The following is a 16,295-nucleotide window of genomic DNA, read 5'->3' on the forward strand; positions in this document are numbered from 1 at the left end:
GGTTGATACGTTAGCGGGTAAAAGATCGCAGCCTTCGCGGGCTCCCTTCCGCAGGTTGCGGTCTTTTTTTGCCCTGAAACATAACCTGACAGACAAAACTGTGGTCGAATAAATGACAGCAGCTTCAGCGCATCACCATGCGCGCTGCCTTAAGGGAGCTTCAACCATGAAACGTTTTGCCTTGGCGGTTATCTGTTGCACGCTGGCCACATCGGCCTTCGCGGCACCGAAATCCTGTGAGGAACTCAAGGCCGAGATCGAAGCCAAGATCCAGGCCAACAACGTCTCGTCCTACACACTGGAAATCGTCACCAACGACGAAGTGCACGATCAGAACATGGTCGTCGGCTCATGCGAAGGCGGCACCAAGAAAATCATCTACCAAAAAAATGACCGTTGATTCGTCTCACATGACGCAATTGGTCAGTCGATCCTCGGCGACAATCTCCCGCTTGGCGTTGTACAGCCGGGCGCTGGGGGTGAACGCTATAGAACGCGCTTCCAGCAGGTAACGCTGGCCGGCCTCGAAATGGTCGTAGTTGATGGTCAGGTAGCACAGCCGCTCCAGCGGAGCATTCATCAAGCCCGAGCCACCACCAAACACCTCAAAATCGAAACGTACCCTCAGTTCATGGCTACCCGGGGTGACCTGGAAGTAACGCCCGTCGCTCAGTCGCTGGTTGTCCAGCCGTTCGGCCATCAGCAGTTTCCCGCCGGGGCTCGGCGTAGCGAAGTCGACCCAGGCCATCTGCGGATCGACCGCCGGCAACGGACTCGTGCAACCGACAAAGGCGCCTGCAGCGAGCAACAGCAACAACCTGCGCATGATGAATTTCCCAAGGACTGATAATTCAGCATAGCGTCGATCAAGTACGTTGGCAGCCTGCCGGTGTGCCCTGCCCAATCACTTTTCGCTGTTGATCATAGAGCTTCGCCCACGGCCGAAAGCCGATATATCCCGCTTGCAGCTGATATCGCTGACCGGCGTTGAATTCCTTGAATTTCACATTCAACTGGCAGTCGCGCCACAGCGGCTCGGCGTTGGGGCCAATGTTGGTCGGCTGGACAGCAAACAAGTAGCGAACTGTCAGCTCATGGCTACCGGGCTGCACCTCGAAGTAACGCTTGTCGATGGAAGCCTTGTCATCGACTTCTACCGCTTGCAGCGCGGTGTCTTCCTGCCGTGAATCCAGATCGATCCACGCCTGCGAAGGATCAGGGGTGGGCAGTCCAGCACAACCGGCCAGCATCAGCAGGCCTCCCGTCAGCATCAACTTGCGCATAGCGGAGCTCCAATAGGCGGGATAGTCTTGCGGGCAGACTTTCCAGGGATGATTCATTTTGATCAGGCCGCGTCCAAGCCTTGGGTTACTTGATCGCGTTTTACGCATTTTGTTTCCGGGGATGTTTCTTTTGTTATTGAACGGCTGCACCAGCATCAGCTATTACGGCCAATTGGCCAGTGGTCAGCTGCACTTGCTGCGGGCACGTGAGCCGGTTTCCAGTGTGATTGCCGATCCCGGCCGCGATCAGCAATTGCGCGCGCATCTGACCCAATCACAAAAGGCCCGGACATTCGCCAGCCAACGCCTGCACCTGCCGGACAACCAGAGCTACCGCTTGTACGCCGACATCGACCGACCGTTTGTAGTCTGGAACGTCTTTGCCACGCCGGAGTTTTCGCTGAAGCCGCAGAACCATTGTTTCCCCATCGCTGGCTGCGTCGCCTATCGCGGGTATTACAGCCAGAGCGCTGCCCGCGGTGAGGCCGCGTTGCAACGATTGCAAGGTATGGACGTGTCGATTGGCGGCGTCGAGGCCTATTCGACGCTCGGTTGGTTCAACGACCCGATCATGAGCTCGATGATGGGTTTGGGCGACGAACGGTTGGCCACGCTGATTTTCCACGAACTCGCCCATCAACGTTTTTATGTGAAAGACGACACCGAGTTCAACGAGTCCTTCGCCACCTTCGTCGAGCAGGAAGGCACTCGGCAATGGCGCGCATTCCGAGGCATGCCGCCGGATAATGGAGCTTTGGAGCAGCAACGCGATCAGTTCATCCAGTTGGTGCTGGACACCCGCACCAGGTTGGAACGGCTTTACGCCCTGCCGCTGCCTGCCGAACAAATGCGCGAGCAAAAAGCGGCAGAGTTCGAACAATTGCGCCGTGAATACCGGACACTACGCGACAGCCAATGGGCTGGGAACAAACGCTACGATGCCTGGATCAACACCCCGATGAACAATGCTCGACTGCTCCCGTTTGGTTTGTACGACCAGTGGGTGCCGGCATTTGCCGCGTTGTTCGGGCAGGTCGATGGGGATTGGGTCCAGTTTTATGCAGCGGTGGAGAAGCTGGGCGCGTTACCGGTTGAGGAGCGTAAGGCGGCGTTGAAGGTGTTGGCCGGATCATGAATTTTTGGTGACTGAACGGGCCTCTTCGCGGGCAAGCCCGCTCCCACATTAGGTCGGTGTATGCCGATGTCCTGGGCGAAAACCCACGGTTTGGAAGTCGCGATGTACAGCTGTCGCCCTTGCCCACCGAGGGTTTCCAGCAGCGGCGTGACGCCGTCGAACACGCGGTTCTCATACAGGCCGGTGACCTTGAAGCGCTCGCGATAGAAGTTCACCGCTTCCCAGGCCTTGGGCTCGTCGAAGTCGTAGAACTGCATGAACGCCTGCAACAACGGCGGGCCGATGAAGTGCTCGAGCCTGGTCAGGTCCGGTTCATCGATGCCCAATTTGCTCAGGGCGAACTGGATGGAGCGGGTGATGCCTTCGCGCGGGTCGGTCAGCGTGCCATCGAGGTCGAACAGTACGGTTTGGTAATGCATGAAAACTCCTGAGCAATAGGGAGACACTTTCCATTATCAGGAGGCTTAGAGCTGGTCGTAGCCTTCGGCCAGATGCAGATCCTTGAGCTTCACGTAGTTCGCCGCACTGTAGGTGAAAAAGGCTTTTTCCTTGTCAGTCAGCGGCCGGATCTGTTTCACCGGGCTACCGACGTAGAGGAAACCGCTTTCCAGACGCTTGCCCGGGGGTACCAGACTGCCGGCGCCGATGATCACATCGTCCTCGACCACCGCACCGTCCATGACGATGCTGCCCATGCCGATCAGAATCCGGTTACCCACGGCACAACCATGAAGCATGACTTTATGCGCGATGGTCACATCGTCACCGATCAGAAGCGGGAAGCCATCGGGGTTGAATGGTCCGGCGTGGGTAATGTGCAACACGCAGCCGTCCTGCACGCTGGTGCGTGCACCGATTCGGATGCGATGCATGTCGCCGCGGATCACTGTCAGGGGCCAGACGGAGCTGTCTTCGCCGATTTCGACGTCGCCGATCACCACTGCCGAGCCGTCGACAAAGGCACCTTTGCCCAGCAGCGGCGTGTGGTTCTGATACTTGCGAAGGGTCACGATAGGCTCTCTCTCTTTTGCTGATAGCTGCGGTGAGCGTCGATTGTAATTAAGATGGGGCCATGTTTCTTCCCGCATGTTTTCCAGCCAAGGTGCCAACCGTGAGCGTGAACAACCCTCTTCTGCAGTCCTACGACCTGCCGCCGTTCTCGGCGATCCGTGCCGAACACGTGCAACCGGCCATTGAAAAGATCCTGGCTGACAACCGCGCCGCCATCGTCGATATCCTCAAAATCCAGGGTAAACAACCGACCTGGGCCGGCCTGGTGCTGGCGATGGATGAGCTCAACGATCGTCTGGGCGCCGCCTGGAGCCCGGTCAGCCACCTCAATGCCGTGTGCAACAGCGCCGAGTTGCGCGAAGCCTACGAGTCCTGCCTGCCGGCCTTGAGCGCCTACGCCACCGAGCTGGGCCAGAACCGTGAACTGTTTCAGGCCTATGAAGCGCTGGCCAACAGCCCAGAGGCCGCCGGTTTCGACGTGGCGCAGAAAACGATCCTGGAACACGCCCTGCGTGACTTCCGTCTGTCGGGTATCGACCTGCCTGTGCCTGAGCAAAAGCGTTACGCCGATGTGCAGAGCAAACTGTCGGAGCTGGGCAGCCGCTTCTCCAATCAATTGCTCGACGCCACCCAGGCCTGGACCAAGCACGTCACCGACGAAGCCGCCCTCGCCGGCCTGACTGAGTCGGCCAAGGCGCAAATGGCCGCCGCCGCGCAAGCCAAAGAGCTGGATGGCTGGTTGATCACCCTGGAATTCCCGAGTTACTACGCGGTGATGACCTACGCCCAGGACCGCGCCCTGCGTGAAGAAGTCTACGCCGCCTACTGCACCCGTGCGTCGGACCAAGGCCCGAATGCCGGTCAGAATGACAACGGTCCGGTCATGGAAGAAATCCTCGACCTGCGTCAGGAACTGGCAAAACTCTTGGGCTTCACCAGCTTCTCGGAGCTGAGCCTGGCCACCAAAATGGCCGAGTCCAATGATCAGGTGCTGAGTTTCCTGCGCGACCTGGCCAAACGCAGCAAGCCGTTCGCCGCCCAGGATCTACAACAGCTCAAGGCCTACGCCGCCGAGCAAGGTTGCCCGGATCTGCAAAGCTGGGACAGCGGTTTCTACGGTGAAAAACTTCGCGAGCAGCGCTACAGCGTCGCCCAGGAAACCCTTCGCGCGTACTTCCCGATCGACAAGGTTTTGGGTGGGCTGTTCAGCATTGTCCAGCGCCTGTACGGCATCGAGATCGCCGAGCTGAAAGGCTTCGATACCTGGCACCCGGACGTTCGCCTGTTCGAAATCAAGGAAAACGGCCAGCACGTCGGCCGATTCTTCTTCGACCTGTATGCCCGCGCCAACAAGCGCGGCGGGGCCTGGATGGACGGCGCCCGCGATCATCGCCGCACAATCAACGGCATGCTGCAAAGCCCGGTGGCGAATCTGGTGTGCAACTTCACCCCCGCCGACAGCGGCAAGCCAGCCCTGCTGACCCACGATGAAGTGACTACGCTGTTCCACGAATTCGGCCACGGCCTGCATCACCTGCTGACCCGAGTCGAGCATGCTGGCGTGTCCGGCATCAATGGCGTGGCTTGGGATGCGGTCGAGCTGCCAAGCCAGTTCATGGAAAACTGGTGCTGGGAGCCAGAAGGTCTGGCACTGATTTCCGGTCACTACGAAACCGGCGAGCCGTTACCTCAGGATCTGCTGGAGAAAATGCTCGCGGCGAAGAACTTCCAGTCCGGCCTGATGATGGTCCGCCAGCTGGAGTTCTCGCTGTTCGACTTCGAATTGCACGCCACCCACGGCGACGGTCGTAGCGTGCTGCAAGTGCTCGAAGGTGTGCGCGACGAGGTTTCGGTCATGCGTCCGCCGGCCTACAACCGCTTCCCCAACAGCTTCGCCCACATCTTTGCCGGCGGTTACGCGGCGGGTTACTACAGCTATAAATGGGCTGAAGTATTGTCGGCCGATGCCTTCTCGAAATTCGAAGAAGAGGGCGTGCTCAATGCCGAGACCGGGCGCGCCTTCCGCGAAGCGATCCTGGCGCGGGGCGGTTCCCAAGAACCAATGGTGCTGTTCGTCGACTTCCGTGGCCGTGCGCCATCGATTGACGCACTCTTGCGCCACAGCGGCCTGAGTGAGGACGCGGCAGCATGAGTGAGGGACCTGTGATCACCAAAAAACGCTTTATCGCCGGGGCGGTCTGCCCGGCCTGCAGCGAGCCGGACAAGTTGATGATGTGGAGCGAAGACACCGTTCCGCATCGCGAGTGCGTGGCCTGCGGTTATTCCGATACGCTGAATGAACAAGGTCTGTCGGTGCCCAAGGAATTGGGCACGCGGGTCAATACTTCGGCAATCAAGGTGCCGGACACCAAGGTCCAGGCCGTGCAGTTTTTTCCGAACCCGAAGTTGAAGAAGAAGCCAGACGAGCAACACTGAGTGCTGGAAACAACCTTCCACTGCGCAATGCAGTGGGAGGTATTACTTACTCGACATGGGCCGATTTGAACCAGTTCTTCATCGAGCAACTGGCAAATGGACTCGTGCTGCAATCACCGTTGGCCAGTGCCGTACGAAGTTTGTCGACATCGACCTGCATCATGTAACGCACTCCCTCCTTGAAATGGGTGCTGTCACCAAAGCCGCCTTGGGTCATTTCATTCAGCGCGTCTTCCTTGCTCCAACCCTGCACAACCACCCGGTACATTGCGGCCATCAGGCCGGTGCGATCAGAGCCGTGCTTGCAGTGCATAAGCACAGGACCTTTGGCCTCGGCGGTCTGAATCGTGCGAAGGGCCTTGAGTACGTCCGCATCATCCACGTGATTGGTGCGATAAGGCAGCTGTACCTGTGCGATACCTGGTGTGGATAACCAGCGTGAATCCGATTCGGGCAGGAAGTTGATAACGGTTGCGACCTTGAGCCTTTTCAGCAACGGCACCGCCCCCCGGTCCGGTAATGCGCTGCGATAGAGCGTCGGGGACATTTGATAGAGGTTGTATTGCACCTCGACTGATTGAGCCCACTCTGCCGGGCGAGGCAAAGCAGTGTCGTCAGCGAATACCGGTGTCAGGTTGAAAAATGCGATCAGCGATAGGCCCATCACAAAGATATAACGCGGTAGGGACATGCTCGGGCGACCGTTCAGGGAGGCTGGATATTGGCGTCGAGCTTGCGCCCTGAACGGTCAAAGAGCTGTGAGGGAGGTGTCAATGAAACGTGAAACGACTCTGCCGGGATTGCCTGACAGCCAATGAGCGTCGAGTTCTGGTTCTTCACCATCTTCCAGATCCAGTACTTCAATTCGCCGAACGGCACTAGCCCGCCGACAACCCTCGGGATACTGTATGCACATACAGCAATCAGGACCTCTCCCATGAATGCGCCATTGCCCCCTCGCGGCCGCGGCACCGCCACCAACCCGCACAACCGCTTCGCGCCTAACCGTTCAGTGGCCGAGGATGACGGCTGGTATCAGGAAGCGCCGATAACCCAAGGCACCGAGGTGCGCATCGAGACCGCGAAAACCATCATCACCCGTAACAATTCGCCGGATTTACCCTTCGATCGCTCGATCAATCCCTATCGCGGCTGCGAGCATGGCTGCATCTATTGCTACGCACGGCCCAGCCACGCCTATTGGGACCTGTCACCGGGGCTGGATTTCGAAACCAAACTGATCGCCAAGACCAACGCCGCCGATGTGCTGGAAGAACAACTGTCCAAGCGCGGCTATCAATGCGCGCCGATCAACCTGGGCTCCAACACTGACCCTTATCAGCCGATCGAACGCGAACACAGAATCACCCGCAAGACACTCGAAGTGCTGCTGCGTTACCGCCATCCGGTGACCATCATCACCAAGGGCTCGCTGATTCTTCGCGATCTGGACTTGCTGGCCGAACTCGCCGAACAAAGGCTGGTGGCGGTGATGATCAGCCTGACCACGCTGGATGATGAGCTCAAACGCATCCTCGAACCGCGCGCCGCGGCACCCAAGGCACGACTGCGGGCGATCCGGGTGATGCGCGAAGCCGGGATTCCGGTGGGCGTTTTGTGCTCACCGATGATTCCAATGATCAACGACAGCGAACTCGAAAACCTGCTGACCGAAGCCCATGCGGCCGGCGCGCAAAGCGCGGCCTACATGATGTTGCGCCTGCCGCTGGAAGTGGCGCCGCTGTTCGAAGAGTGGCTGGCCGCCCACTATCCTCAGCGTGCAGCTCATGTGTTGAGCCTGATCCGCCAAAGCCGTGGTGGTGAGCTCTACGACAGCCGGTTCGGCGCGCGAATGCGCGGTGAAGGGCCGTTTGCCGATCTGTTGGCGCAACGCTTCGCCAAAACCATCAAGCGCCTGGGGCTCAATCGTCGGGAAGGTTTCAATCTGGATTGCGAAGCCTTTTGTCCGCCGGGTCGCCAAATGTCATTGATTTAAAGACAATTGGCCCTATGGTTGAGCAGAGAAAACGATACACCGCGTTTAGGCTGGTCACATTTCTGGTGACCTGGAACACTCGTTCTAGAGCGCTTTATTCAGTTTGAGTTAAGTTTCAACAGCTACCTTGTTCATCGAGTGACTGACGGGTCTGGCCTTTCGACCTGGATGTTTTTTAAACAGCCACTGGCTTCATATCGGACAAAACGGGAAAATTCCCTGACTCCGCCAAAGAGGATGAATTATGAGTGACAAGGATAAACAGCCGTTGGCTGCGTCGGCTTCAGCCCAACCCGAGGCGGAAACCGCCGATGCAGCGCTGAAGCATATCGTTGACGGCTTTTTGCACTTTCATCACGAGATCTTTCCGCAGCAGGAAGAACTCTTCAAAAAACTCGCCACGGCCCAGCGGCCTCGGGCGATGTTCATCGCGTGTGCCGATTCACGCATCGTTCCCGAACTGATTACCCAAAGCGCCCCTGGCGACTTGTTCGTAACCCGCAACGTCGGCAACGTCGTGCCGCCCTATGGGCAAATGAACGGCGGCGTTTCCACAGCCATCGAATACGCAGTGCTGGCTCTCGGCGTGCAGCACATCATTATCTGCGGGCACTCCGACTGTGGCGCCATGCGCGCAGTGCTCAACCCGCAGAGCCTGGAAAAAATGCCGACGGTAAAGGCCTGGCTGCGTCATGCGGAAGTGGCGAAAACCATGGTTCAGGACAACTGCCATTGCACTGATGAAAACGAGAGCATGCATATTCTCACCGAGGAGAATGTGATCGCTCAGTTGCAGCATTTGCGCACGCACCCATCGGTGGCCTCACGCATAGCCAACGGTCAGCTGTTTATCCATGGTTGGGTCTACAGCATCGAAACCAGCGAAATCAAAGCTTACGACGCGGATCAGGGGTGTTTCCTGCCACTCGATGGCAGTCATCCGATTCCGGTGGCGACGCCTAAAGCGCGCTTCTAAATCCTCCGTGTGGTTTAGTCGAGGCTGCTGAACTGGCAGCCTGCTTTGCCATGCCTGAAGAAAACTTCGGGAGAGTCACCATGCGTGCTGCTCAACTAAAAGCTGTTCTGCCACGGGAGCTGCTGGCTTCGGTGGTTGTATTTCTGGTCGCCCTGCCCTTGTGCATGGGTATCGCCATCGCCTCAGGGCTGCCACCGTCCAAAGGACTGATCACTGGCATCATCGGTGGCCTGGTGGTCGGCTGGCTTGCCGGATCGCCGCTGCAAGTCAGCGGCCCGGCGGCAGGTCTGGCGGTATTAGTGTTCGAACTGGTGCGCCAGCATGGTATCGCCATGCTCGGGCCAATCCTGCTGCTGGCGGGTTTTCTGCAATTGGTGGCCGGACGCTTGAAGCTGGGCTGCTGGTTTCGGGTCACTGCGCCAGCGGTGGTGTACGGCATGCTCGCCGGGATCGGGGTACTGATCGTGCTGTCACAGGTGCATGTGATGCTTGATGCCGTGCCCAAGCCGTCGGGGCTGGATAACCTGGCGGCCTTCCCCGCAGCAGTGATTCAGGCTTTGCCTTCGTTTGGCTGGCAAGCGGGTTTGCTTGGGCTGTCGACCATTGCCGTGATGTGGCTGTGGGAAAAATTTCGCCCGCACTCCCTGCGTTTCGTTCCCGGAGCATTACTGGGGGTTGGTCTGGCTACGGTCGCCAGCCTGGTGCTCGCCTTGCAGGTCAAACGTGTGGAAGTTCCGGCCAACCTGGCGGAAGCCATCGATTGGCTGCGCCCGGCGGATCTGCTCAACCTCGCAGACCCGGCTTTGCTGATCGCCGCCTTCGCCGTGGCCTTCATTGCCAGCGCCGAAACCCTGCTCTCGGCCGCCGCCGTGGATCGCATGCACAGTGGCCAGCGCTCGGACTTCGACCGCGAATTGTCGGCGCAAGGTGTGGGCAACATGTTGTGTGGGTTGCTCGGCGCGCTGCCGATGACCGGGGTGATCGTGCGCAGTTCGGCCAACGTTCAGGCCGGCGCCACCACTCGACTATCTACCGTGTTCCATGGTCTGTGGTTGCTGGCCTTCGTGCTGCTGCTATCGAGCGTGCTGCAAAGCATTCCGGTGGCGAGTCTGGCGGGGGTTCTGGTTTACACCGGTTTCAAACTGGTAGACCTCAAGGCCTTTCGCGGTCTGGGCCGTTATGGCCGGATGCCGATGTTCACCTATGCGGCGACCGCACTGGCAATCATCTTCACCGACCTGCTGACCGGCGTGCTGATCGGCTTTGGCCTGACACTGGCCAAACTGGCCTGGAAGGCTTCGCGCCTGAAAATCAGCCTGATCGATCTTCCGGCAGACGGCGAGATGGAACTGCGACTGGTGGGGGCGGCGACCTTTCTCAAGGTACCGGCGCTGACCCAAGTGCTGGGCAGCATTCCGGCAGGCGCAACGGTGCATGTGCCGCTCAATAACCTGAGCTATATCGATCACTCGTGTCTGGAGTTGCTGGAGGAGTGGGGTCGGGCCAATGCGGCCAAGGGTTCGAAGCTGTTAATCGAAGCGCGGGGATTAAAGCGCAGGCTTGAAGGACGGTTGCGTACCACAACCGGCGTAGGCTCAGCCGGCTGAGTAACCTTGAGGGAGCAGGCTTCTGTGGCGAGGGGGCTTGCCCCCGTTCGGCTGCGAAGCAGTCGCAAAGTTTTTGGGGCCGCTTCGCGCCCCAACGGGGGCAAGCCCCCTCGCCACAGAAGCCCGCTCCCACAGGTGTTCAATTGCTAGCGTTGAATCAAGCCGCGGGCTGATCCAGCTCAAGGCCCACGCCCAACTGGCGCGACAGGCACGGCCAGCGCTTCCACGCGGCGCCGGTGTCCGGGCTGTTGAGTTTTTCGCGGTAGGCTTCTACCGACTCCAGCGCGAAACTTTCATCGTTAAGCATCTCGTCCACAGCGTGATGCACCGCCTCATCCAGTTGATTGGCAAATTCCTCGCCGATCAGTTGGTGGGCAATCAGGTTGGCAACAGTCATGTCCAAGGGGATCAATGGCTGGCCAAAATGCTTGATGTACAGATCGTTGACCTCTTCGACCAACCGATGCGCCAGATAAGCTTCATCCAGCAGGCCGTCCAGGCCGATATGACCGGCCATGATCGCCGGCGGCTGGAGGAAGAACTGCTCGGCGATTTTCAATACCGGCTTGATCTGCGATTCGATGCCCGCTTCCCTGGCGACTTCATTGGCTGCGTCCAGCAGGTCCGGCACTTGTTCTATATACGCGGCCACAAAACGCGTCATCACGCCGTTGGCATCGACATCCGGCAATTGGATGGCGGAGTGAAGGTGCGGCAGTTGGGTTTCCAGCTGACGAGTCAACAGGCCGGTCTCGGCCTCATGTTGTTGGGCTTTTTGGATCTGCTCGCGCAATGCGGCGGTGTTCATGAAAACTCCAGGAAACAAGGCAATGAAATAGGGAAGACATAACTTAGCTGGCTTACGAAAGAGGCTAAGACGTATTTGTCATAATTATTTCATCCTTGAGACGCCTACGTTATATCGATTTGACACCACTCGTCTGCATCCTTCTCCATTCGTGACCTGCAACGCAAGTCCAACCTGTTTCGGTTGATTTACGCCATCGCGTTGCGAGGTGGCAGTCGCTGTCTATACTCGGTTCTGAATGGAGTTAGCTGATGACGCCCGACTGCATATGCAGCAAGGCTCGGCGATTCAAGTTCGTAGTCTGAAAAAGCCGCTCCCTTGCCGCAGGTGAAAGCCGGCGGGATAAAAAGAACTATAAGGGGAACCCGCAATGATGCGACATCCACAAGTCTGGATGGGCCTCCTGTTGTGGTCGATTTTCAGTCAGGCGCAAGCGGCCTGGACTGTGAATATGGCGCCTGGAGCGACTGAAATCAGTCACGCAGTATTCGACCTGCACATGACCATTTTCTGGATCTGTGTAGTGATCGGCATCATCGTCTTCGGCGCTATGTTCTGGTCGATGATCCTCCACCGCCGCTCTACCGGGCAGGTGGCCGCAAAATTTCATGAAAGCACCACCGTCGAAATTCTCTGGACCATCGTGCCCCTGCTTATTCTGGTGGCCATGGCGGTCCCGGCAACCGCCACCCTGATCCAGATGTACGACAACACTGAGCCGGATATCGATATCCAGGTCACCGGTTATCAGTGGAAGTGGCACTACAAATACCTGGGCCAGGACGTCGAATTCTTCAGCAACCTGGCCACCCCCGCCGATCAGATCCAAAACAAGGAAACCAAGGGCGAGCATTACCTGTTGGAGGTCGACAAGCCCCTGGTGCTGCCGATCGGTGCCAAGGTGCGCTTTCTGGTGACCTCCGCCGACGTCATCCACTCCTGGTGGGTGCCGGCCTTCGCGGTCAAGCGCGATGCGATTCCGGGCTTCGTCAATGAATCCTGGACCCGTGTCGAAAAGCCCGGCATCTACCGTGGCCAGTGCGCCGAGCTGTGCGGCAAGGATCACGGCTTCATGCCGATCGTGGTCGAGGTCAAGGAAAAGGCCGATTACGAAACCTGGCTGGCCGAGCGCAAGGCGGAAGCTGCACAACTCAAAGAGCTGACCAGCAAGGAATGGACCCTCGATGAGCTCAAGGAGCGCGGCGACAAGGTCTATCACACCACCTGCGTGGCCTGTCACCAGGCTGAAGGCCAGGGCCTGCCGCCGATGTTCCCGGCACTCAAGGGCTCGAAAATCGCCACCGGGCCGATCAAGGATCACCTGAACATCGTCTTCCACGGCAAGCCCGGCACCTCCATGGCGGCGTTCGGCAAACAGCTGTCGGAAGTCGATATCGCAGCGGTCGTGACCTACGAACGTAACGCCTGGGGCAACAACAAAGGCGACATGGTCACCCCTAAAGAAGTGCTGGAGCTGAAACAGGCGGAAAGCAAATGACCCGGTTTATTGCGCACGTAAGGAACCGCTCGGGGCATGACGCCCCGGCCAGCCCAGCCCATCCGTTTGCAGGAGGCAGGACATGACTGCTGTAGTCGATGACCATGTTCATACCGGCACCGCCCACGCCCACGGCCCCGCCAAAGGCCTGATGCGCTGGGTGCTAACCACCAACCACAAGGATATCGGCACGCTGTACCTGTGGTTTGCGTTCTCCATGTTCCTGTTGGGCGGCTCGTTCGCCATGGTGATCCGTGCCGAGCTGTTCCAGCCGGGACTGCAAATCGTCCAGCCGGAATTCTTCAACCAGATGACCACCATGCACGGCCTGGTGATGGTGTTCGGTGCGGTGATGCCGGCCTTCGTCGGCCTCGCCAACTGGATGATCCCGTTGATGATCGGCGCGCCGGACATGGCCTTGCCGCGGATGAACAACTTCAGCTTCTGGCTGTTGCCGGCCGCGTTCCTGCTGCTGGTATCGACCCTGTTCACCCCCGGCGGCGGGCCGAACTTCGGCTGGACCTTCTATGCCCCGCTATCGACCACCTACGCGCCGGAAAGCGTGACGTTCTTCATCTTCGCCATCCACTTGATGGGGATCAGTTCGATCATGGGGGCGATCAACGTGATCGCGACCATCCTCAACCTGCGCGCCCCCGGCATGACGTTGATGAAAATGCCGCTGTTTGTCTGGACCTGGCTGATCACCGCGTTCCTGCTGATCGCAGTGATGCCAGTGCTGGCCGGCTGCGTGACCATGATGCTGATGGACATTCACTTCGGCACCAGCTTCTTCAGTGCCGCCGGTGGCGGAGACCCGGTGTTGTTCCAGCATGTGTTCTGGTTCTTCGGTCATCCCGAGGTGTACATCATGATCCTGCCGGCCTTCGGTGCCGTCAGCTCGATCATCCCGGCGTTTTCGCGCAAGCCATTGTTCGGCTACACCTCGATGGTCTACGCCACGGCGAGTATTGCGTTCCTGTCGTTCATCGTCTGGGCGCACCACATGTTCGTGGTCGGCATTCCGCTGGTGGGCGAGTTGTTCTTCATGTACGCCACGCTGCTGATCGCGGTGCCCACCGGGGTCAAGGTGTTCAACTGGGCCAGCACCATGTGGCAAGGCTCGCTGACCTTCGAGACGCCGATGCTGTTCGCCGTGGCGTTCGTCATTCTGTTCTCCATTGGCGGGTTCTCCGGGTTGATGCTGGCCATCGCCCCCGCGGACTTCCAGTACCAGGACACCTACTTCGTGGTCGCGCACTTCCATTACGTGCTGGTGCCGGGGGCGATCTTCGGGATCTTCGCCTCGGCCTACTACTGGCTGCCGAAATGGACCGGCCACATGTACGACGAAACCCTCGGCAAGCTGCACTTCTGGCTCTCGTTCATCGGCATGAACATGGCGTTCTTCCCGATGCACTTCGTGGGCCTGGCAGGCATGCCGCGGCGGATTCCGGACTACAACCTGCAATTTGCCGACTTCAACATGGTGTCGTCGATCGGGGCGTTCATGTTTGGTGCCACGCAGATCTTCTTCCTGTTCATCGTGATCAAGACCATTCGTGGCGGCGAGCCGGCACCGGCCAAGCCGTGGGATGGCGCCGAAGGCCTGGAATGGAGCATTCCGTCGCCGGCGCCGTATCACACCTTCACCACGCCGCCGGAAGTGAAATGAAACGCCTCGGTCTTGTGGGAATTCCTGTGGGAGCGGGCTTGCCTGCGATGCATGCGGCGCGGTGTGTCAGACATATCGCTATCGCGGGCAAGCCCGCTCCCACAGGGTTCCGCGTAGAGGGCTCGTGCGATGGCTGATTCGATTTCGATGAAAAAACTGGTCACCCGCCTGTTGCTGGTGGTGGTAGCAATGTTTGTCTTCGGTTTTGCCCTGGTGCCGATCTACGACGTGATGTGCAAGGCGTTCGGCATCAATGGCAAAACCTCCGGGCAGTATGAAGGAGAGCAAACGGTCGACGCCTCGCGGCAGGTTCGCGTGCAGTTTCTGTCGACCAACGCCGCCGACATGACCTGGGATTTCTATCCCAAGGGCGACGAATTGGTTGCGCATCCGGGGGCGGTGAACGAGATGATTTTTATCGCCCACAACCCGACTGATCGCCCGATGAGCGCTCAGGCGGTGCCGAGCATCGCGCCCAGCAACGCAGCCGCGTACTTCCACAAGACCGAATGTTTCTGCTTTACCCAGCAAGTGCTGCAGCCCGGTCAGCGAATCGAGATGCCGGTACGGTTCATTGTTGACCGCGACATGCCCAAGGAAGTGAAGCACCTGACGCTGTCCTACACGCTGTTCGATATCACCGCACGTCATCCGCCCGTGGCTGTTGCAGCAAGCACAGGCGGCTAGGCGTTAAAGCGTGCCCGATAAGGAGAACAATAAATGGCAACTCACGAACATTATTACGTTCCAGCCCAAAGCAAATGGCCGATTATCGCCACAGTCGGCATGTTCGTCACGGTGTTCGGCCTGGGCACCTGGTTCAACGACCTGAAGGCCGCGCGGCCGGAATCCCACGGCCCGCTGATCTTTTTCGTCGGCGGATTGCTGCTGGCCTACATGCTGTTCGGCTGGTTCGGTACGGTGATCAAGGAAAGTCGCCAAGGGTTGTACAGTGCACAGATGGACCGCTCGTTCCGCTGGGGCATGAGCTGGTTCATTTTCTCGGAGGTGATGTTCTTCATCGCCTTTTTCGGTGCGCTGTTTTATGTGCGCAACATCACGGGCCCGGCACTGGGCGGTGAAGGCACTAAAGGCCTCGCTCACATGCTGTGGCCAACGTTTGAATTCACCTGGCCGCTGCTGAACAACCCGGACCCGAAACTCTTTCCTCCACCCAAGGAAGTCATCAGCCCCTGGGGCCTGCCGCTGCTCAATACCGTGCTGCTGGTGAGTTCCAGCGTCACTGTGACCATCGCTCACCACGCCTTGAAGAAGGGCCATCGCGGCGCACTGAAAATCTGGCTGGCGCTGACCGTGTTACTCGGTTGCGCGTTCCTCGGTTTCCAGGCCGAAGAATACCTGCATGCCTACCACGAGCTGGGCCTGACCCTGGGTTCCGGCATCTACGGCGCGACCTTCTTCATGCTCACCGGTTTCCACGGCGCCCACGTGACCATGGGCACCATCATTCTGTTCGTGATGCTGATGCGGGTCATGCGCGGGCACTTCGATGCCGATCATCAATTCGGCTTCGAGGCGGCGAGCTGGTACTGGCACTTCGTGGACGTGGTGTGGATCGGTTTGTTCGTTTTCGTCTACGTGCTCTGAGCCTTGGCTCTGGACTACCAAGGCACGTGAGACACCAACTGGCCGCTGAAAAAACCCCAGGCGATCAAGCCGACAGTGGTCGCGGCCAGCGCAACACGGACACTCAAGGCGATGACCAGGCGATTGGAATGGCTGTCGTCCTTGACCAGAAAAAACAGGCCGCTGAACAGGCTGACAACCGTGGCAATCAGCATCAGGACGATGGCTGCTTTGAGCATGGTGACACTCCGGGGGACAGGCGATGCATTTGAGTATAGCTATC

At 58.8% G+C, this 16,295-nt stretch carries 17 protein-coding genes and 1 pseudogene; 11 read left to right on the top strand and 7 right to left on the bottom strand.

Annotated elements, in window-relative coordinates:
• Positions 1–166: 166 nt before the first annotated feature.
• Entirely contained in the window at positions 167–400 is a 234-nt protein-coding gene (locus JFU11_RS14475) for a DUF1161 domain-containing protein (RefSeq protein ID WP_123720042.1), read from the top strand.
• 6 nt (positions 401–406) lie between these two features.
• Here the strand turns inward: JFU11_RS14475 and JFU11_RS14480 are convergent, their stop codons facing one another.
• Together JFU11_RS14480 and JFU11_RS14485 are read right to left on the bottom strand one after the other, a co-directional pair.
• On the bottom strand, positions 407–826 hold the full coding sequence (locus JFU11_RS14480; protein ID WP_123720043.1) for a hypothetical protein: 420 nt from the start codon (positions 824–826) through the stop codon (positions 407–409).
• A gap of 40 nt (positions 827–866) precedes the next feature.
• Positions 867–1,283, bottom strand: a complete 417-nt coding sequence (locus tag JFU11_RS14485; protein ID WP_123720044.1) for a hypothetical protein — start codon at positions 1,281–1,283, stop codon at positions 867–869.
• A gap of 58 nt (positions 1,284–1,341) precedes the next feature.
• On the opposite strand from JFU11_RS14485, the gene JFU11_RS14490 reads away from it, so the two are divergent.
• Positions 1,342–2,418: an aminopeptidase gene (locus JFU11_RS14490; protein ID WP_201121316.1), complete on the top strand. Its 1,077-nt coding sequence runs from the start codon at positions 1,342–1,344 to the stop codon at positions 2,416–2,418.
• A gap of 65 nt (positions 2,419–2,483) precedes the next feature.
• Here the strand turns inward: JFU11_RS14490 and JFU11_RS14495 are convergent.
• Positions 2,484–2,837, bottom strand: a pseudogene (locus JFU11_RS14495) (HAD hydrolase-like protein); the annotation flags it as partial.
• Positions 2,838–2,882: 45 nt separating this feature from the next.
• On the bottom strand, positions 2,883–3,428 hold the full coding sequence (locus JFU11_RS14500; RefSeq protein WP_007902790.1) for a gamma carbonic anhydrase family protein: 546 nt from the start codon (positions 3,426–3,428) through the stop codon (positions 2,883–2,885).
• Between the two features lie 62 nt (positions 3,429–3,490).
• Here JFU11_RS14500 and prlC point away from each other — a divergent pair, with 62 nt between their 5' ends.
• Together prlC and JFU11_RS14510 are read left to right on the top strand one after the other, a co-directional pair.
• A complete protein-coding gene (gene prlC / locus JFU11_RS14505) occupies positions 3,491–5,581 on the top strand; it encodes an oligopeptidase A (RefSeq protein ID WP_201121317.1) in 2,091 nt (696 codons plus the stop codon).
• Positions 5,578–5,865, top strand: a complete 288-nt coding sequence (locus JFU11_RS14510; protein ID WP_123720048.1) for a YheV family putative zinc ribbon protein — start codon at positions 5,578–5,580, stop codon at positions 5,863–5,865. The genes prlC and JFU11_RS14510 overlap by 4 nt, the downstream gene beginning before the upstream one ends.
• A gap of 46 nt (positions 5,866–5,911) precedes the next feature.
• Here JFU11_RS14510 and JFU11_RS14515 read toward each other — a convergent pair whose 3' ends face one another.
• Entirely contained in the window at positions 5,912–6,556 is a 645-nt protein-coding gene (locus JFU11_RS14515; protein ID WP_123720049.1) for a tyrosine-protein phosphatase, read from the bottom strand.
• Positions 6,557–6,802: 246 nt separating this feature from the next.
• On the opposite strand from JFU11_RS14515, the gene JFU11_RS14520 reads away from it, so the two are divergent.
• From JFU11_RS14520 to JFU11_RS14530, 3 genes are all read left to right on the top strand, one after another.
• Positions 6,803–7,861, top strand: a complete 1,059-nt coding sequence (locus JFU11_RS14520; protein ID WP_201061013.1) for a PA0069 family radical SAM protein — start codon at positions 6,803–6,805, stop codon at positions 7,859–7,861.
• A gap of 244 nt (positions 7,862–8,105) precedes the next feature.
• Positions 8,106–8,837 carry a carbonic anhydrase gene (locus JFU11_RS14525; RefSeq protein ID WP_123720052.1) on the top strand — a complete coding sequence of 244 codons (732 nt, stop codon included), beginning with the start codon at positions 8,106–8,108 and terminating at the stop codon, positions 8,835–8,837.
• Positions 8,838–8,917: 80 nt separating this feature from the next.
• Complete coding sequence (locus JFU11_RS14530) at positions 8,918–10,444, top strand: SulP family inorganic anion transporter (RefSeq protein WP_201061014.1); 1,527 nt, start codon at positions 8,918–8,920, stop codon at positions 10,442–10,444.
• Positions 10,445–10,601: 157 nt separating this feature from the next.
• On the opposite strand, the gene JFU11_RS14535 is transcribed toward JFU11_RS14530, so the two are convergent.
• The gene (locus JFU11_RS14535; RefSeq protein ID WP_048397324.1) at positions 10,602–11,252 is read right to left on the bottom strand and encodes a hypothetical protein; all 651 of its coding nucleotides are present in this window, start codon (positions 11,250–11,252) and stop codon (positions 10,602–10,604) included.
• A 370-nt stretch (positions 11,253–11,622) separates the two neighbouring features.
• Here JFU11_RS14535 and coxB point away from each other — a divergent pair, with 370 nt between their 5' ends.
• The 4 genes from coxB to JFU11_RS14555 all read left to right on the top strand — a co-directional run bounded on the left by coxB (position 11,623) and on the right by JFU11_RS14555 (position 16,033).
• Complete coding sequence (gene coxB, locus JFU11_RS14540) at positions 11,623–12,750, top strand: cytochrome c oxidase subunit II (RefSeq protein ID WP_201061015.1); 1,128 nt, start codon at positions 11,623–11,625, stop codon at positions 12,748–12,750.
• An 82-nt stretch (positions 12,751–12,832) separates the two neighbouring features.
• Positions 12,833–14,425: a cytochrome c oxidase subunit I gene (gene ctaD / locus JFU11_RS14545; protein ID WP_123720055.1), complete on the top strand. Its 1,593-nt coding sequence runs from the start codon at positions 12,833–12,835 to the stop codon at positions 14,423–14,425.
• A gap of 129 nt (positions 14,426–14,554) precedes the next feature.
• A complete protein-coding gene (locus JFU11_RS14550) occupies positions 14,555–15,112 on the top strand; it encodes a cytochrome c oxidase assembly protein (RefSeq protein ID WP_038980327.1) in 558 nt (185 codons plus the stop codon).
• 33 nt (positions 15,113–15,145) lie between these two features.
• Positions 15,146–16,033, top strand: coding sequence for a cytochrome c oxidase subunit 3 (locus tag JFU11_RS14555; protein WP_201061017.1), 888 nt, complete (start codon positions 15,146–15,148; stop codon positions 16,031–16,033).
• Between the two features lie 14 nt (positions 16,034–16,047).
• On the opposite strand, the gene JFU11_RS14560 is transcribed toward JFU11_RS14555, so the two are convergent.
• The gene (locus JFU11_RS14560; protein WP_030129650.1) at positions 16,048–16,251 is read right to left on the bottom strand and encodes a twin transmembrane helix small protein; all 204 of its coding nucleotides are present in this window, start codon (positions 16,249–16,251) and stop codon (positions 16,048–16,050) included.
• Positions 16,252–16,295: the final 44 nt, after the last annotated feature.

The sequence above is a fragment of the Pseudomonas sp. TH37 genome, assembly GCF_016650735.1.
Taxonomy (GTDB): domain Bacteria; phylum Pseudomonadota; class Gammaproteobacteria; order Pseudomonadales; family Pseudomonadaceae; genus Aquipseudomonas; species Aquipseudomonas farris.